This is a genomic window from Archangium sp. (genome assembly GCF_057119385.1).
Map to the genome: position 1 here is coordinate 1 of NZ_DBNGVP010000106.1, position 15,525 is coordinate 15,525.

General features: G+C 68.6%; 20 protein-coding genes. 2 read left to right on the top strand and 18 right to left on the bottom strand.

Features of this window, described 5'->3' with window-relative positions; genetic code table 11:
- The 18 genes from AC16DP_RS25885 to AC16DP_RS25970 all read right to left on the bottom strand — a co-directional run.
- The coding region (locus AC16DP_RS25885; RefSeq protein WP_329725675.1) for an EscU/YscU/HrcU family type III secretion system export apparatus switch protein at positions 1-711 on the bottom strand (711 nt) is incomplete at its 3' end.
- A gap of 15 nt (positions 712-726) precedes the next feature.
- Positions 727-1,545, bottom strand: coding sequence for a flagellar biosynthetic protein FliR (locus tag AC16DP_RS25890; RefSeq protein WP_329725676.1), 819 nt, complete (start codon positions 1,543-1,545; stop codon positions 727-729).
- On the bottom strand, positions 1,542-1,805 hold the full coding sequence (gene fliQ, locus AC16DP_RS25895) for a flagellar biosynthesis protein FliQ (RefSeq protein ID WP_329725677.1): 264 nt from the start codon (positions 1,803-1,805) through the stop codon (positions 1,542-1,544). Before fliQ ends, AC16DP_RS25890 begins: the two co-directional genes overlap by 4 nt.
- Before the next feature lie 7 nt (positions 1,806-1,812).
- Entirely contained in the window at positions 1,813-2,655 is an 843-nt protein-coding gene (sctR, locus tag AC16DP_RS25900) for a type III secretion system export apparatus subunit SctR (RefSeq protein WP_329725678.1), read from the bottom strand.
- 12 nt (positions 2,656-2,667) lie between these two features.
- The gene (locus tag AC16DP_RS25905; RefSeq protein WP_329725679.1) at positions 2,668-3,294 is read right to left on the bottom strand and encodes a FliO/MopB family protein; all 627 of its coding nucleotides are present in this window, start codon (positions 3,292-3,294) and stop codon (positions 2,668-2,670) included.
- A gap of 110 nt (positions 3,295-3,404) precedes the next feature.
- Entirely contained in the window at positions 3,405-4,787 is a 1,383-nt protein-coding gene (sctQ, locus tag AC16DP_RS25910) for a type III secretion system cytoplasmic ring protein SctQ (protein WP_329725680.1), read from the bottom strand.
- Positions 4,784-5,686 (bottom strand): flagellar hook-length control protein FliK, encoded by a 903-nt coding sequence (locus AC16DP_RS25915; RefSeq protein WP_329725681.1) that lies wholly within the window; start codon positions 5,684-5,686, stop codon positions 4,784-4,786. The genes sctQ and AC16DP_RS25915 overlap by 4 nt, the downstream gene beginning before the upstream one ends.
- Positions 5,687-5,714: 28 nt before the next feature.
- Positions 5,715-6,206, bottom strand: coding sequence for a flagellar assembly protein FliH (locus AC16DP_RS25920; protein ID WP_329725682.1), 492 nt, complete (start codon positions 6,204-6,206; stop codon positions 5,715-5,717).
- A 59-nt stretch (positions 6,207-6,265) separates the two neighbouring features.
- Positions 6,266-7,582: a type III secretion system ATPase SctN gene (gene sctN, locus AC16DP_RS25925; RefSeq protein ID WP_329725683.1), complete on the bottom strand. Its 1,317-nt coding sequence runs from the start codon at positions 7,580-7,582 to the stop codon at positions 6,266-6,268.
- 3 nt (positions 7,583-7,585) lie between these two features.
- A complete protein-coding gene (locus tag AC16DP_RS25930; protein ID WP_329725684.1) occupies positions 7,586-8,257 on the bottom strand; it encodes a FliH/SctL family protein in 672 nt (223 codons plus the stop codon).
- A 24-nt stretch (positions 8,258-8,281) separates the two neighbouring features.
- The gene (locus AC16DP_RS25935) at positions 8,282-9,859 is read right to left on the bottom strand and encodes a hypothetical protein (RefSeq protein ID WP_329725685.1); all 1,578 of its coding nucleotides are present in this window, start codon (positions 9,857-9,859) and stop codon (positions 8,282-8,284) included.
- A gap of 58 nt (positions 9,860-9,917) precedes the next feature.
- Positions 9,918-10,700 carry a type III secretion protein gene (locus AC16DP_RS25940; protein ID WP_329725686.1) on the bottom strand — a complete coding sequence of 261 codons (783 nt, stop codon included), beginning with the start codon at positions 10,698-10,700 and terminating at the stop codon, positions 9,918-9,920.
- A 138-nt stretch (positions 10,701-10,838) separates the two neighbouring features.
- Positions 10,839-11,381 carry an ATP-dependent helicase HrpB gene (locus AC16DP_RS25945; protein ID WP_329725687.1) on the bottom strand — a complete coding sequence of 181 codons (543 nt, stop codon included), beginning with the start codon at positions 11,379-11,381 and terminating at the stop codon, positions 10,839-10,841.
- The gene (locus tag AC16DP_RS25950; protein ID WP_329725688.1) at positions 11,263-12,093 is read right to left on the bottom strand and encodes a sigma-70 family RNA polymerase sigma factor; all 831 of its coding nucleotides are present in this window, start codon (positions 12,091-12,093) and stop codon (positions 11,263-11,265) included. Before AC16DP_RS25950 ends, AC16DP_RS25945 begins: the two co-directional genes overlap by 119 nt.
- A 9-nt stretch (positions 12,094-12,102) precedes the next feature.
- Positions 12,103-12,507, bottom strand: coding sequence for a hypothetical protein (locus tag AC16DP_RS25955; RefSeq protein WP_329725689.1), 405 nt, complete (start codon positions 12,505-12,507; stop codon positions 12,103-12,105).
- A gap of 25 nt (positions 12,508-12,532) precedes the next feature.
- The gene (locus AC16DP_RS25960) at positions 12,533-12,970 is read right to left on the bottom strand and encodes a tetratricopeptide repeat protein (protein ID WP_329725690.1); all 438 of its coding nucleotides are present in this window, start codon (positions 12,968-12,970) and stop codon (positions 12,533-12,535) included.
- 94 nt (positions 12,971-13,064) lie between these two features.
- On the bottom strand, positions 13,065-13,619 hold the full coding sequence (locus AC16DP_RS25965) for a hypothetical protein (RefSeq protein ID WP_329725691.1): 555 nt from the start codon (positions 13,617-13,619) through the stop codon (positions 13,065-13,067).
- A gap of 141 nt (positions 13,620-13,760) precedes the next feature.
- Positions 13,761-14,039 carry a hypothetical protein gene (locus AC16DP_RS25970; RefSeq protein WP_329725692.1) on the bottom strand — a complete coding sequence of 93 codons (279 nt, stop codon included), beginning with the start codon at positions 14,037-14,039 and terminating at the stop codon, positions 13,761-13,763.
- 206 nt (positions 14,040-14,245) lie between these two features.
- Here AC16DP_RS25970 and AC16DP_RS25975 point away from each other — a divergent pair, with 206 nt between their 5' ends.
- Positions 14,246-14,812 carry a hypothetical protein gene (locus tag AC16DP_RS25975; RefSeq protein ID WP_329725693.1) on the top strand — a complete coding sequence of 189 codons (567 nt, stop codon included), beginning with the start codon at positions 14,246-14,248 and terminating at the stop codon, positions 14,810-14,812.
- A 149-nt stretch (positions 14,813-14,961) separates the two neighbouring features.
- Entirely contained in the window at positions 14,962-15,486 is a 525-nt protein-coding gene (locus tag AC16DP_RS25980) for a GbsR/MarR family transcriptional regulator (RefSeq protein ID WP_329725694.1), read from the top strand.
- Positions 15,487-15,525: the final 39 nt, after the last annotated feature.

Here is a 15,525-nt window from a genome sequence, read left to right on the forward strand (position 1 = left end):
CTTGTTGTGCGGATCGCCCTCGCTCTCCTTGTATTCCTTCTTCACGTCCTCCTTCGACATCATCTGGTCCTTCATGTACGACTTGCGCTGCCACCAGACGTCGAAGATGCCGAAGAGGAAGAACACCATGCCCACGCGCACGGCGACGCGGTAGGTGAGCTCGCCCATGATGGCGAGGATGGTGGGGATGTCCCGGCGCACCGTCTCCACCACCAGGGGCATGGAGTCGCGCACCACGCCGTAGGTGACGTAGGCGGCGATGCCGATCTTCGTCAGGTTCTTGATGAGCTCGACGATCTGCTTCTTGGTGAAGAGGTTCTTCAACCCCTCGATGGGGTTGAGCTTCTCCAGCTTGGGCATCAGCGGATCCATCGTGAACAGCGAGCCCACCTGGAGGAACTCCACCAGGCCGCCGATGACGGCCACCGCCCCCACCACCGGCAGGGTGAGCAGGAGCACCGCGCTGAGCCCCATGGTCATCAGCTGACCGGTGGCCGCCTCGAGGTTCTCCGGGTGCGCGATGTGATCGAAGCTGAAGTGGAACAGCTCGGTGACACGCTCCTCCACGGTGGACCAGGTGGCCTTGACCACGCCCAGGCCCACCACGAAGCCGAACACGGCCGTCAGGTCCTTGCTCTTCCAGACCTGGCCCTTCTTGCGTGCGTCGTCGAGCTTCTTTTGTGAGGGTTCTTCTGTCTTCTCGTCGGACATGGCGAGGACCCTGGATCAGCCGAGCAGGCGGATGGCGTGGCGGAGCATGGCCAGCATGGAGGCGAACTCCGTCTGCATCCGCTCCATGATGAGGCCGAGCGACATGAAGACGATGACCACGCCCACCAGGGGCTTGATGGCCATGGAGATGAAGAACACCTGGACCTGGGGCGCCACGCGGTTGACGGCGCCCAGCGCCATGTCCGTGAGGAAGGCGGCCAGCATGGCCGGCGCGGCGAGCGCGAGGGAGATCTTCAGCAGGTCCGCGAAGGAGCGGATGAAGAGCTCGAAGAAGGCCCACTCGCCCTGGCTGAAGCGCGGGAAGCGGTCCAGCGGGACGATGGAGAAGCTCTCGGCGAGCGCCTCGATGACCAGGTGGTGGCCGTTGAGGGTGAGGAAGAGCACCACCGCCAGCTGCACCTTGAGGCTGGCGAAGATGGACACCTGCGTGCCGAGCTGCGGCACGTAGAGCTGGGCGTTGTTGCTGCCGGACATGGTGTCCACGAGGTTGCCGGCCACGCGCGCCGCCTCGAAGACGACGTTGACGATGGAGGCCAGCGCCACGCCGATGAAGATCTCCTTGAGCATCAACCCGATGTAGGGGAACGCGCTGGTGGGGATGGCCCCCATGCGCGCGCTGACGGCCGGGAAGAGCACGCCGGAGAGCATGACGCCCACGCCCATCTTGATCTCCGGGGGGATGACCTCACCGCCCAGGAATGGGGAGAGCACCAGCACCGGCATGATCCGGCACATCAGCAGGCCCATGGTGAAGATGACGAGCGAGAGGTTGGCCTGCTCCGTCATCCGGGCGATGACTTCCGAGACGTTCATTTGATCAGCGCCGGGAACTGATCGAACACGTGGAAGGTGAAGCGGACCAGCTGGTGGCCGATCCACGGGCCCGCGAGCGCGAGCACGCCGAAGACGATGATGACCTTGGGAGCGAACGAGAGCGTCTGCTCTTGAATCTGCGTGGTGGCCTGGAAGACGGCGATGATGAAGCCCACCAGGAGGCTCATCAGCACCGGCGGCGCCGAGACGACGAGCACGAGGTAGAGCGCCTGCTGGAGGATGGAGTTCAGCTGGTGCATGTGCGTCTCACAGGTAACCGACGACCAGGCCCTTGGCGATGAGGTACCAGCCGTCGACGAGGACGAAGAGGAGCAGCTTGAAGGGCATGGAGATGGTGGTGGGCGAGAGCATGTGCATGCCCAGCGCCAGCAGGATGTTGGCCACCACCATGTCGATGACGATGAAGGGCACGAAGAGCAGGAAGCCGATCTGGAAGGCCTCCTTGAGCTCGGAGACCACGAAGGCCGGGACGATGGTCATGAAGTCCTTGTCCGTCAGCTCCTTCTTGTCCTCCTCGGTGGTGCGCATCTTCTTGGCGAGGTTGTAGAAGAGCGCCCGGTCCTTGGCGGTGACCTTCTTGATGAGGAAGGCGCGCAGCGGCTCCTTGGACTTGTTGGCCGCTTCCAACAAGGTGCCCACCGACTCCGAGGACAGCAGCGAGGGTCCCCTGGAGAGGATGTCCACCTCCGCGGCCCGGTACATGGCCTGTCCCACCGGGGCCATGATGTAGACGGTGAGGATGATGGCCAGGCCGGTGATGACCTGGGTGGGAGGAATCTGCTGGGTGCCCAGTGCCGAGCGCACGATGGAGAGCACCACGGAGATCTTCACGAAGCTCGTCACCATCATCAACACGAAGGGGACGAGCGACAGCGCGGCCAGCGCCAGCATCAGCACCAGCGGCCGCGAGGCGAAGGAGTCGGGGCTCACCGCGTCGACGTTCACGGCGACGTCGGCGGCGGCGGCGGCCCCACCACCCCCGCGCTTGTTGCGCTGGGCGAAGGCGAGGAAGGGCTCCAGCGCGAACACCACGGCGAAGAGCCAGGGCGACAGGCGGAGGGCGGGGAGGCGGACGTTGGTGAATCTCACGAGTCGTCTCGATCAGGCGCCCGGCGGCTCGGTGCCGCTCGGTTGGGTAGCGGAAGTCTGCTGCTGCGTGGCGTCGCGGCGGGCGAGGAGCTTCCGCAGGAAGGGAGAAAGGGAGATGACGTTGGACGGCGGAGTCTCGGAGCGGATGCGCTCCACCGCCGCGGTGTCGAGCTTGGAGAGCAGCTGGAGGCCGCTCTCGCCTCCGCCCACCAGCAGGTACTCGTCCGCGGCCTTGAGCACGAAGAGGGTGCGGCGCTGGTCCAGCGGCACCCGCTCCAACACCGACACCACCGAGGGCCGCCCCGCGGGCACGCCCTGCAAGCCCATCAGCCTGCGCAGGCCCACGTTGAGCGTGAGGTAGATGGAGGCCACCACCGCGCCGAACAGCAGCAGCGTGCGCATCAGCATCCACCCGAGGCTCTCGGGCTCCTCGTCCAGGCCCGGTGGCCGCTGCGAGGGCGCGCCGAACTCATCCACGGAAGCCGGCGGCGCGGCGGCGGGCGCCACCTGCGCCGCGGGGGCGGCCTGTGCCGGCGGAGCGCTCGGGGCGGGGGCATCGGCCCGGGCCAGCGGCGCCAGCAGGACGCACGCGCACACCAGCCAGACCGGACGCGGGGGAAACACGGAAGACACTGCCATGGTGGGGTGCGAGGCTAGTGCATCGGGCAGGAGACCGCCACGGGCCGCCGCCGCCCTGCCCCGCTCCTCTGCCTGCCTGCCCGGGTCACCCCACACGCGCCGCGCTCCTCTCAGCCCGCGAGCGAGAGGACCCGGACGCCCAACTGCCCCTCCACCTCCACCAGCTCGCCCCGGGCAATCACCTTGCCATTCACCGACAGGTCCACCGGCTCTCCCGGCGCCCGGCGCAGCTCCACCACCTGGCCCACCCGCAGGGCCACCACCTGGTCCGCCGTCACCGGCACCCGCGCCAGCTCCACGGAGATCTGCAGCGGGATGTCACCCAGCAGGTCGCCCGAATCCATTCTGTCGTCCAAGGCACCACTCTCCGCCAAAGGGTTGCGCATCTCGGGGTTGGTGAACTCCTCGTCCCCCGTCTCTCCCAGGGCCTCCGCCGCGGACTCATCCGCCTCGGAGGGCACGCGCCTCGGGAAGGATTGATCTCCCGGCACCAGCCCGGTGATGCGTGCCCGGTACTGGCCATCCTCCAGGAACACGTCCGCGGCCAGGCAGCCCTTGCGGGCCAGCCCCAGCAGCAGCCGGGCGGTGCCATTCTCCCCCCGGTCCGGCCGGGCCGAGAACGCATCCACCAGCACCACGTCCTTCACCCGGAGGCTCGCCAGGTCGCGGCTGGAGATCTCCGCCTGGGCGATCTCCGCCCGCAGCCAGGTGCGGACCGAGGACAGCCGGCCCAGGTGGGTCTGGATGTCCGCATGCAACGCGGCCCGGCGCTGCTCGGCCGCCTGCGCCGGCTCCATCACGTCCAGCACGCCCGAGGGCACGAAGAGGCGCACCATGCCCTCCTGCGAGCCGAGCCGGGCCCGGAGCTGGATCACCAACACCGGCCCGTCCTCGCTCAGCCGCGTCACGGCCTCGTCCAGGCCGCGCGCCACGCCCTCCAGGCGCAGCTTGGGCTGGCTCGGATCCATCCCCGGCACCAGCGCCTTGAGCGCCTCGAGGATGACGAAGCTGGCCACGCCCTCCTCGATGTCCGTCAGGGGCCGCACGCCCACGGCCTCGCCCGCGCCACCCAGCAGCGCGTCCACCGCCGCGTGCGCCAGGGGCAGCTCCATCTCCAGCACCGCGCGCCCGCGATGCGGACCGGGCACCAGGAAGGACAGGAAGGTGGGCTCCGCCAGGTGACGGCGCAGCTCGCCCGGACCGATCGCCCGGACCCCTTCCAGCAGGAAGCCCACCTGCGTGTCGAAGAGGCCCTTGAGCCGGGTGCACAGCGCCTCGGCGGCCTCGGCCTTCGGCGTCAGCCACTTGAGGCGCGAGGTGAGCCGGGACTCGTTGAGCGACACCTTCTCCAACCGGGGGAAGGCGTAGGGCTTCCACGGCTTGCCCGGAACGACCGGGGCAGCCGGGGCGGCCGGACGCTTGAGCTGCCTCGCGTCGACCACCATGGTGCGCTCCTGCGGACCGGACTCGTCGTCCAGGTCGAGACTGCTCATGACTTCGCCTCGACGCGCAGCTCCTCGAGGGTGAGGCCACGTCCGGCCAGCGCGTTCTTCAGCGTCTCACGCTGCCCCTCGAGCATCTTCAGCACTTCCTTGTCGCTGCCGCTGAAGGTGGCGTGGATCTTCCCGTTCTTCGCGCTGAGCTTGATGGACAGGCCCTTGAGGACGTCGTTGCGCAGGTCGATCTGGAACTCCGCGTTGCCCGCGGCGTTGGTGCCCACGCGCACGCGCTCGACGATCTTCTGGGCGATCTCATTGGCGATGGCGCGCAGCCGCTCCGAGCCCGACGTGGGCTTGGGCTTGGCCACCGGCACGGGCGCCATCAGCGCGGGGTTGAAGCGGAAGCTGGCGGCCGCCTCGGCGCCGTCCTTCTTGTCCTTGCCGTCCCCGCCGCCCTTGCCCCCACCGTCCGCGTCGGCCTTGAGCGAGCCCTTGCCCTCGCGCCGGGCCTGTACGCCCATCGCGGCGCTCTCGCTGTCCTTGTCGAGCGCCTCGCCGCGCTCGTCCAGGGCCTCGCTGGTGTTCTTCGCGTCCGCCGCGCGCGACTCGACGCGCGTCTGCGTCACGCCCTGGTCCTGCTTCTTCGCCTGCGCCATCTGGGGCGACTCCGGCTGGCGGCCCCCGGACACCTGGCCCTCGGACATGCCCGTCTGGCGCTGCTGACCGCGCAGGTCTCCCGCCTTGCCCTCCTGCTGCAGACGCGCCAGCACGGACTTGCCCAGGTTCTGCTGCGGGGGCTGCTGCGCCTGCGCGGACTTCTGCTGCTGGACCAGCTTGGAGAAGGAGGACTCCCCCTCCTGGCGCTGCTTCGCCTTGGACTCCTGGAGACGCTTCTCCTGGACCAGCCGCTCCGCGGCCTTCTGCGCCTGACGATCGTCTTCGACTCGGCTCATCTCGACACCACCTGGGGGGGCCTGGAGGTTACTTGCGCTGACGCATCAGGAACAAGGTGTTCCCGATTTCCTCCTGGTTCAGCTCCTCCTTGGCCTGGCGCTCGGCCCGGATCTGCTTCGTCCAGTTCTCCTTGTGCTTCTCGATGGCCTTGAGCTCCTTGGCGGCCTCGGCCATCTCGCGACGGCGCTGCTCCACCAGCTTCTCGGCCGTCTTGACGACCTCCTTCTGGCGCTCGATCTCCAGCGCGAGCTGCGCCTCCTCGTCCTTGAGGCGCTCCTCGTACCGGTTCATCATCGTGAAGCTGTTGGGACCGGTGGTCCCCTTGGCCATGAGTCCCTGGAGGTAGGCCATGACCTTCTGCTTGCGCTCGGCCTTGCGCGTCTCGAGCTCCTGCTCCAGGCGTTTGAGCTCGGCCTTCTGCTTCTCCAGCGCCTTGACGGCGTCGGAGAAGGCCTGCTCGGCCTCCTCCTTGGCGCGCTCGCGCATTTCGAGCAGGGTCTGCAACCGGTAGGGGGGCATGGCCCCATCCTAACCTGGAAAACCCCGGGTCCGTCACCCTCCCCTGTCACCCTCCCCTGTCACTCTTCGAACAAGCCGATGAGCTGCTCGACGGTCTCGTCGAATCCACTGTTGGAGTGGGTGTCCTGCTTGAGGAAGTCGATGATGGCGTCGTACTTGTCGATGGCGTAGTCCGTCCGGGGGTCGGTTCCGTACTGATAGGCGCCCAGGAGGATGAGGTCGCGTTGCTTTTCGTACGTGGCGAGCGTCTCGCGCAGCTTGCCCGCGGCCTTCTTGTGCTCCTTGGAGACGATGCCGCTCATCACACGGGAGAGGCTGGCGAGCACGTCCATGGCGGGCCACTGGTTGCGCTCGCCGAGGGCACGGTTGAGGATGAAGTGACCGTCGAGAATACCGCGGACCTCGTCGGCGATGGGCTCCTCCATGTCACCGCCGGCCACGAGGCAGGTGTAGATGGCGGTGCACTTGCCCTTCTCCGAGTTGCCCGTGCGCTCGAGGATGCGCGGCAGCATGGAGAAGACGCTCGGCGGGTAGCCCTGGCGGGCCGGGGGCTCGCCGATGGCGAGGCCGATCTCACGCTGGGCACGGGCCAGACGGGTCACCGTGTCGAGCATGAAGAGGACGTTGCCGCCGCGCTCGCGGAAGTACTCGGCGATGGCCGTGGCCACGTAGGCGGCGCGCAGACGCACGAGGCTGGGCTGGTCCGAGGTGGCGCACACCAGCACGGAGCGCTTCATGCCCTCCTCGCCCATGGCGTCCTCGATGAACTCGCGCACTTCGCGGCCACGCTCGCCGATCAGCGCCACCACGCACAGGTCGGCCTTGGTGTTGCGCGCTATCTGGCCCATCAGCGTGGACTTACCGACGCCGGAGCCGGCGAAGAGGCCCACGCGCTGGCCCTCGCCCACGGTGAGCAGTCCGTCGATGCAGCGCACGCCCAGGGGCAGCGGCCGTTCAATCCGCTGGCGCTTGAAGGGGTCCGGGCAGTCGCGGTCCACGGACCAGTCGAACAGGCCCTCGGTGGGCAGGGGCTTGCCGTCCATGGGCTCGCCGATGCCGTTGAGCACACGGCCCAGCAGCCCTTCCCCGCACTTGATGGAGAGAGGCCTGCCGGTGGGGATGACCTCGCTGTCCGGACCGATGCCGAGCAGCTCGCCCAGGGGCATGAGCATGACCTCGTCACCCTGGAAGCCCACCACCTCGGCCTTCACCGCGTTGCGGCCGCCGTGGCCCTTGATGAGGACGAGCTCGCCCACGCGCACGCCGGGCACGCTCGCCTTGATGACCAGACCCGTCAGCTCGGTGACGCGGCCCTGCACCCGGTACAGCGGCGCTTCCTTGATGAGGGAGAAGTAGCGCTGGAGATCGAGAGCCATGGCTTAGGCGGGACCGTCCTTCTTGCCCTGGTCCGGGAAGAGCACGTTCTGCAGCATCTCGAACTGGGTGGGCAGCTGCGCGTCCACCTTGCCGAACTCCGTCTGCACGATGCAGCCCACCGGGGCCACGTCCGCGTCCTCCTTGATGGACACGTCCACCGCCCGGCCGATGAGCTCCATCAGCTCCGCCTTGCGGGCCCGCAGCACCGCCGCCGACTTGGGATTGACCCGCAGCACCACCGCCCGCGCGTTGCGCAGCTCCTCGATGGCCTTGGCGCAGATGTCCGCCAGCAGTGAAGGGTCGCGCTCCACGTCGCGGCCGATGATCTTCTCGGCGATCTTGCACGCCAGGGCCACCACGTCGCGCTCCTGCTGGGCGAGGATCTCCCCGGCCTGCATCTTCGCGCGCAGCAGCGTCTCCGTGGCCTGCGCCAGGCCCTCCTGCCGGCCCTGCTCGCGCGTCTTCGCCAGCAGGTCCTCGCGCTCGCGCTGGGCCTCCGCGAGGATGCGCTCCTTCTCGCGGTGGGCCTCCTCGATGATGCCCTGGGCGGTCTGCCGGGCATCGAAGACCTCGGCGTTCATCACGCCCGGGCGCGGAGGACGCAGTACCGGCCTGTCCCCACCGGGTAGAGGCTCGGCCCCCGAATCGCCCTTGATCACCTTGCCGATCGCCATGGAAAGCTCCTTGTGCGCCGGATGCTAGCGCGTTCCGCCCCGCGGTCCACGCCCACTCGTACCCGGGCCGCCCGGCTGCTGCGGGCGCCGCTGGACCTGGGACCCGTCCGCCTTCACCGCCGGGAGGGAGGTGCTGGTCCTCAGCACCCTGGGCGGCCGATCAGGCTCGGCCTCGACCCGGGATACAGCGCTCCGGCTCTGCGAGCGTGCCACGGGGGAACGAATGATGCGGGAGACCTCTGAATCCTGCTCGGGAACCTCGGCGACCCGGGACCGGGAGCCCACATTCGTGGGGGGCCGCGACGGCGGCGGGCCGATGCGCGCTCCGGTGGGATCTGGCTTCACGTCCGCCCCCTCCCGGGCACTGCGAGGGGTCACCCGGCTCACCCGCGAGGGCGAGGACTCGGGCGGCGCGTCCTGGCGGCCCCCGTAGCTGGAGCTGGCCCCGGCCCGGCGGGCCTCGCGCTCGGCGATGGGATCCCTCCGCACGTTGACGGACTGGGAGGAGGCGGACCGGCGGACCGAGGCCTCCGAGCTGGCGCCCGCGCGCATCTCCCGGGACACGGCGGGACCCCGGCTCGCGGGGGGCGGCGCCACCACCGCCGGCTTGCCGGCCAGCGAGGGCGGAGGGCCGAGGGCGGGCGGACGCGGAGGGGTGAGCCGTACCGGGCGCTCGATGAGACCCCGGGCCGCGAGCCGCTCCAGGTCCGTGACGATGTCCGTGCGGCCCCCATCCCCGCGGGTCGACGGCTTGGCGCGCTCCTCGCGCACCCACTTCGCGAGCATCTGCCCGAACTCGCTGCGGTGCTTCTCCACCAGGCGCGAGGCGAACTCGGCGGACTGCGCCACGCTGGCCCGCGCCAGCCGGTGCACGCCCGCGCCCCGGATGGCGGAGGCCAGGTTGTCCATGCCGCCGTACAGGTCCAGCTGCGCCCGGGCGTCCTCCTCGGCGAGCTTGCGCGGGGCATTCGCCGTCACGGCGCGCGTGGCGAGCTGGCGCAGGTGGGGAGGCAGCACGGCGAAGGCCGGCTCCCGCTCGCCCTCCGGAATGCCCGCCAGCGCGGGCCCCAGCACGCGCGCGCCCAGCCGGTCACTCATGGTGAGCAGCTCGCGCGTCTGCAGCAGCAGCACGTCGGTGAACTTGAAGGGCACGTGCGCCGAGGCCTCGCGCGACAGCCGCTCCTCCAGCTTCCAGCGCACGATGTCCAGCACCTGCGGCCGGACCTCGCGCGTGAGCTTCACCTTCCCCGTGTTGGGCAGGTGGGAGCGCACCGCCTCGGCCAGCTGCCCCGGCAGCGCGCGCAACATCACCTCCACCAGGGCGGCGCGCTCGCGCTTGAGCAGCCCCGCCAGACGCTCCGGGTCCGCGCTCCACAGCTGCCCGCGCCGGTCCTTCACCAGCCGCTTGATCTCCTGGACCAGCAGGGGAATCCGCTTCTCGCGCGGAATCTGGAGGATCTCCTGGGCCCGGTGCTGGAGCAGCTCCGCCTCTTCCTCGGGCAGATGCTCCAGCGCGGCGACGCCCTCCTGGCCACCGAAGGTGATGGCGGTCAGGAGCATCATCGTCTGTCGCTTGCTCAGCGAGGTGAAGAACTGATCCAACGGTCACCCCGCGGGTGGAAGGCGTTCCAGGAAAAGAGCGCGCAGGGCGCTCGCGCGACTACTTCCGACGGCCCGCCGCGGGAGCGGCATCCCCGCGGAGCATGGGCCACACCGCCAGGCCGATGGCGGCCAGGATGATCATCACCGCCACGCCCGCCATCATCCGGAACTGGCTCACGCTGGAGGCCGTCATCCGCATGCCGAACACGTCCTGCAGGCGGCTCTCCGGGCCCACCTCCGCGTCGGGCGCCAGCGCCGGCGTCAGCAGCACCGTCACCGCCGCGGGCTTGAGCTCCGGCACCGCGGTGGAGACGAACTGCTGCACGTCCTCACGCTTGATGGGCGACTCGTTCTTGAGGCCCGGCCGGTACTTGATGAACACCGACGCCGACGGCTCCGGCTTGTTCTCCGGCTGCGTGAGGTCGTTGTTCTCGGGGATCATCACGATGACCCGCGCCTCCAGCACGCCGTCGATCTGGTTGAGCGCGTTGGACACCTCGCCGCCGAGCGCCTTGAGCAGCATGGCGCGCTCCTCGGTGGCGGTGGGCACCATGCCGCCCTTGGCGAAGTGGTTCAGCCCCTTCTCCATGGGCCGCGGCAGCGAATACGCGCGCAGCAGCTCGGCGGCCTGGGCCGCGTCCGCCTTGGGCACCTGGATCCGGAAGCGCAGCTCGTTGCCGCCCTCTTCCTTCATCTTCGTGGCGGCGATGCCGTTCTTGCTGAGCAGGACGTAGATCTCATTGGCGTCCTGTTCATTCAGGTCGTGTTGCAGGTCGATGGTACAGCCGGTCCCCACCGCGAGAGCGAGGAGGGCGGCGAGCGCGTACGGTCGGAGCGTCATGGGCGCGCCTAGCTTAGATGGGCCGGCTCCCTCGCAACAAGACCCAACCCGAAACAGCCTGGAAAACGAGGAAGGGCACCCCCTCGCTTCGAGGAGACGCCCTTCGGGGTAGAGGAGCCGGCTCGGCCGGCCGCTCGCTCAGACCTGGGTCTTCAGGGTGTCCTTCAGACCGCTGGTGGCCTTCTCGACGACCTTGCTCGTCAGGTCCAGCTCCTGCGTGTACTTGTACATGCCGGCCTGGAGCGAGAGCAGCTCGGCGTTGGAGAACGTCTTCCCGGAGGCGCCGGCCTGGATGAGCTTGTCCATGTTGACCTGGCCCTTCTCCAGCTCGCCGACCACGTGCGACAGCATGTTGCCAACCTTGTTGGCCTCCTGCTTGCCGGTGACGGCCTCGGCGCCGCGCGCGGTGGCGGGCTCCTGGCCGGCGGTGTTCACCTTGTTGAGCGCCGCCTTCTCCGTCTTGTTGACGGACTCGGTGTGGCGGATCTGCTCGGCGCGCTGGGTCGCCTGAGTGGCCTGGGTGGCCTGGACCTGCTCCGGCCCGCCCGCGGCCTGGGCCTTGTTAGCGAGGGCCGCGTCGAACTTCGAGGCCCCCTGCTTGTTGACCTGCTGCGCGCCCTGATCCTGCAACTTCTGCTGAGCGATCTGCGCCGCCGAGACGCCGGCCATCGGACCCGCCATGTGATTGCCTCCTTGAATCCTCAGGGGAGGAAGAGTCCTCCTCGTTCAAAAGCTCCTTGAGCCGCTCGATGGCGCGCGCATGCAGCCGCGACGCCCAGCTCTTCGACTGCCCGATCTCCGCCCCTGCCTCTTCCAGCGTCTTGCCCTGGAAGTAGTAGCCCTGCAGAAGCCGCTTCTCCTTCTCCGGCAGCTTCTCGATGGCCGCCCGCAACCTCACCCGCTGCTGCTCGAGCTCCATCCGTTGATCCGCCGGAAGGGACTCGTCCGAGAAGCCGAGGGTGTCCGCACCTTCGAGGCTGGTCGCGAACACCATCGCCAGTCCCGCCACCGCGTTGGAGATCTCCATGACATCATCGTCAATGGACCCCCCGCGGTTGCCTCCTCCCTGCTCGCGATCCGAAAGATTTCCCAGATAGGCCGTCGCGCGCTCTCCCATGTAGGAGCTGCGCGCGTCGTTGCCCTTGAGAACTCCCATCTTGCGCAGGCCGTCGTAGATGGCGCCCTTGATGCGGTAGTGGGCAAATGTGAGGAAGTTGGCTCCTACCTTCGGATCAAAGCGATCCGCCGCCTCCAGCAGGCCAATCTGGCCGTAGGCGATGAGCTCATCGAGCTCGAGCTGGGCGGAGAACTGCCTGCGCACGGTGGCCGCGAGGGACCGCACGTAGGGGCCGTACTTCTCCAGCAGGACCTTCTTGTCTTCGCCGAGAGCCAAGCGGGGCGCTCACTCGGCCTTCGACCACAACCGCTCGAGGGCCTGATTCAGTCGGGGGTCATCCTGCAAGGCATCGGCGATCTTGCTGGTGAGCGCCGACGACTTCATCCGCAGCTTCTCTTTGAGCACTTCGGCGACGAGCTTCTTGGTCGCCTCTTCCTTGTTCTTGAAGTCCCCGTTCTTGAGCTGTTTGGCGATGGCGAGCGCCTGGGAGGTGATGGGGTCAGCGGCCTGGGGCCCCTGAACGTTGCCGGAGCCCACGGCTCCGGAGGGGCCCACCAGCCCCGCGGTGCGATCCACCGCGCCACCAAAACTCGTCGCCCCTGCCTTGCCGGCCGGCGCCTTGCCGGAGGGGCCCTTGGCGCCTCCAGCCCGTCCCTTTCCGCCCCCTCGTCCAACTCCACCGACCGACATCGGCATCTCCTTCCGTCAATACAGTCTACTTCTTCGCGGCGGGCGGAGGCAGGGCCCCCGCTTCTTTTGCTTCGATGAGGGCGCGGGCCAGCCGTCCCCCATCTCCATCCGCATCCAGATCGATGGCGGCCTTCAGCTCCTTGAGGGCCTCGGGCACCTTGCCCATGAACAACAGGGCCTCGCCCACATGTGCCCGCGGCAGCGCGGAGTTGGGGGCGAGCCGCTGGGCGGCCCGGTAGGCCTGCAGCGCCTTGTCATGGCGGCCCTGGGCGAACTCGAGCGAGCCCAACGCCAGCTGGGGCACCTCGCTCCTGGGCATCAGCAGCGCGGCGCCGGCGAAGATCTCGCGCGCCTTGTCGAACTGGCCCATGTCCAGCCACAGGTACCCCGCCTCGAGGAGGATCATCGCCTCCCGCCTGGCGAGCGGCACGAGGCTGCCCGAGATCTCCGAAGTCTCCGCCATGTGACGTCTGCTTCCTTTTCCGGCCCGGCCATGGGGAGGACGAGGCCTCGTCCTCCCCGGGGCACCGGACCCGTGAGACCGCCAGCGCCGGGCGCTAGCGGATGTTGCCGATGGAGTTCTTCGCCGAGTCGTGCCGGGTCTTCAGCACGTTGGAGATGGTGCTGAACACCTGGTTCTCGCGCTGCATGGCGACCTGCAGGCCCAGCAGCTTCTTCTGCTCGGCGAACATGCCCTGCATCTCGCCGTTGAACTCGCTGCCCACGCCGCTGCCGCCGCTGGGCAGGTTCACCTGGCCGCTGTTGCCGCCCGAGGCGCTGATGGCAGTGGAGCCCGACACGAGCGCGCTGCCACCACCGGCGTTGAGCGTGGTGTTCATGGGAGCCGCGCCGGAGCCCAGGGCCGCACCGTAGTACGGGGCCGAGCCGGAGCCGCTGGAGTTGCTGAAGGTGGTGAGCGACGACACCGCCGCGGACACCACGGAGCCACCGGGCACCATGTTGGCCACCACACCCACGCCGCCAGCCACCATGTTGGCCGCCGTGCCGACACCGTTCTGCACGCGAGCGGCGAAGCTCGTGTCGGGGGTCACGCGGGCCGTGGTCACGTTGGTGGACATCCGCGGCATGTTCAGGTTGCTGTCGATCTTCATGGTTCCTCTCCAGACGATGGAACGGCCAAGGCTTCGTGGAGCACGGGGATTCCAGCGCTCCCTTTTCCTGAATTATCGGTGATCGTCCGCCCCAGTTGCGTCTGATCCACCAGAAAGTCGGCCCGGGCCGGAAAACCTCAATTATCTCCGGCCTTTACCCTTGGCCTCGGCCACCAGCCGCTCGCGCGTCTCCAGGAGGACGCCGAGCAATTCCTCGGTGCGGGAGATGGCGGCCTGGACCTTCTTGGCGTGCTCGGCCTTGGGGCCCTTGAGGTTGGCCAGCTCACTCTTGACCGGGGTGAAGAGGGACTGGACCTCCTCGGCGCTGGCGGACTCGATGAAGGACTCGATGGCGGGGAAGGAAGGCGTGGGCAGGGGCTCGGCGACGGGCGCGGGCTGCTGCTTGGACGGGGGAGGCATGAGGGAAAGGTAGGGGAAAACGCCCTCCGGGTTCAAGCCGCCTGCCCTACGAACGAGGCGGCGCGCCAACAAAAGACGCCCGGGGAGGGCTCAGGCACTCCCACTTCCCGGGGCGTCCCTGGCCGCTACCCAGAGTGCACCTAGCTTTTGCCCAGCGGGGGGCACGTCCATGGGGGGCACGGCCACCGCCTCAAAGGGAGAATCTCATGACGAAGAAGATCGTGGGGCTGTTCGCGACCGTGGCGCTGCTGAGCTCTGGCGTGGCCCTGGCCAATGACGACAAGGGCAAGAGCCAGCAGCAGGGCCAGACCAGCGGACAGATGGGCAGCGGCGACATCGGCGGCGCGGGCGACCAGGGCCAGACCGGCCACATGCAGGGCCAGACCGGGCACATGGGCAAGTCGGGTCAGATGGGCATGATGGGCGAGAAGCAGGTCACCGGCACCGTGGTGAAGAGCAGCAGCAACCAGGTCAGCCTGCGCACGGACAACGGCATCATCCCCTTGAAGATCGACAAGGACACCCAGTTCCAGGATCCGAGCGTCAAGCGGGTCAAGGACCTCAAGGAAGGCCAGCAGGTGCGCGCCAGCTTCGACATCAAGGGCACGGACAACGTGGCCAAGAGCATCTCGCTGGACAACGCGAACACGGGCGGCAGCGGCCTGGAAGGCGACACGGGCATCAACCAGGACATCAACAAGGACAAGGACATGGGCGGTGACGTGGGCGGCGGCGCCGGCGACAAGGGCGGCTCCGGCGACGTGAAGTACTAGCCCTTCACCCCCACGTCCCTCGTGAGGATGAAGTCCTCGAGCCCGCGGCGCCGCACCGGTGCCGCGGGCTCATCAATTCATTCAGTATTGACTGAATGTCCTGACGCCAGTAGACGGGTGCGCGATTTCCGCTCCGGAAAGGGCCGCGCATGCGTCGGGACGGGTTGGACGCCGGGGAAGAGCAGTTCATCGAGTCGATGGGCCTGTTCTTCGAGCGCCAGGGCGTGCCGCGCATCGGCGGCCGCATCCTCGGATTGCTGCTGCTGGCCGAGAAGCCGCTCGCGCTGGGCGAGGTCGCCCGGCTGCTGAGGGTGAGTCCGGCCTCGGTCTCCACCAACGTGCGCCAGCTGCAGGCCAGTGGCCTGGTGGACCCCGCCAGCATCCCAGGGGATCGCCGCCACTACTACGTCTTCAACAGCTCGGGCTGGGACCACCGGCTCGAGATGGCCGTCACGGCCATGGACGCCCTGGGCCAACTGTGCCAGGACGCACTCGCCATGCCCGGATTGAAGGAACGCGACAAGCTGCGCGAGGCGGTGGAGTTCTGCGGCTTCTACCGCCAGGAGCTGTCCGGTGCGGCCGAGCGTTGGCGCGCCCGCTTCGCTCGCAGACCCGGCAGCCAGACCACCCCTTCCCCGCCCTCTCCGCGTCAGCGCCGCAGCGGCACCCGGTAACCTCCCCCACCCCTTCCCCGGTCTCGGAAAGGACCGACC

Coding starts and splice junctions, on each gene's coding strand:
- AC16DP_RS25965 (WP_329725691.1), bottom strand. CDS start 13,619: ATGAAGATCGACAGCAACCTGAACATGCCGCGGATGTCCACCAACGTG.
- sctQ (WP_329725680.1), bottom strand. CDS start 4,787: ATGAGCAGTCTCGACCTGGACGACGAGTCCGGTCCGCAGGAGCGCACC.
- AC16DP_RS25955 (WP_329725689.1), bottom strand. CDS start 12,507: ATGTCGGTCGGTGGAGTTGGACGAGGGGGCGGAAAGGGACGGGCTGGA.
- AC16DP_RS25975 (WP_329725693.1), top strand. CDS start 14,246: ATGACGAAGAAGATCGTGGGGCTGTTCGCGACCGTGGCGCTGCTGAGC.
- AC16DP_RS25945 (WP_329725687.1), bottom strand. CDS start 11,381: ATGGCGGGTCCGATGGCCGGCGTCTCGGCGGCGCAGATCGCTCAGCAG.
- AC16DP_RS25915 (WP_329725681.1), bottom strand. CDS start 5,686: ATGAGCCGAGTCGAAGACGATCGTCAGGCGCAGAAGGCCGCGGAGCGG.
- AC16DP_RS25930 (WP_329725684.1), bottom strand. CDS start 8,257: ATGGCGATCGGCAAGGTGATCAAGGGCGATTCGGGGGCCGAGCCTCTA.
- AC16DP_RS25980 (WP_329725694.1), top strand. CDS start 14,962: ATGCGTCGGGACGGGTTGGACGCCGGGGAAGAGCAGTTCATCGAGTCG.
- AC16DP_RS25970 (WP_329725692.1), bottom strand. CDS start 14,039: ATGCCTCCCCCGTCCAAGCAGCAGCCCGCGCCCGTCGCCGAGCCCCTG.
- AC16DP_RS25920 (WP_329725682.1), bottom strand. CDS start 6,206: ATGCCCCCCTACCGGTTGCAGACCCTGCTCGAAATGCGCGAGCGCGCC.
- AC16DP_RS25905 (WP_329725679.1), bottom strand. CDS start 3,294: ATGGCAGTGTCTTCCGTGTTTCCCCCGCGTCCGGTCTGGCTGGTGTGC.
- AC16DP_RS25960 (WP_329725690.1), bottom strand. CDS start 12,970: ATGGCGGAGACTTCGGAGATCTCGGGCAGCCTCGTGCCGCTCGCCAGG.
- AC16DP_RS25940 (WP_329725686.1), bottom strand. CDS start 10,700: ATGACGCTCCGACCGTACGCGCTCGCCGCCCTCCTCGCTCTCGCGGTG.
- AC16DP_RS25890 (WP_329725676.1), bottom strand. CDS start 1,545: ATGAACGTCTCGGAAGTCATCGCCCGGATGACGGAGCAGGCCAACCTC.
- fliQ (WP_329725677.1), bottom strand. CDS start 1,805: ATGCACCAGCTGAACTCCATCCTCCAGCAGGCGCTCTACCTCGTGCTC.
- sctN (WP_329725683.1), bottom strand. CDS start 7,582: ATGGCTCTCGATCTCCAGCGCTACTTCTCCCTCATCAAGGAAGCGCCG.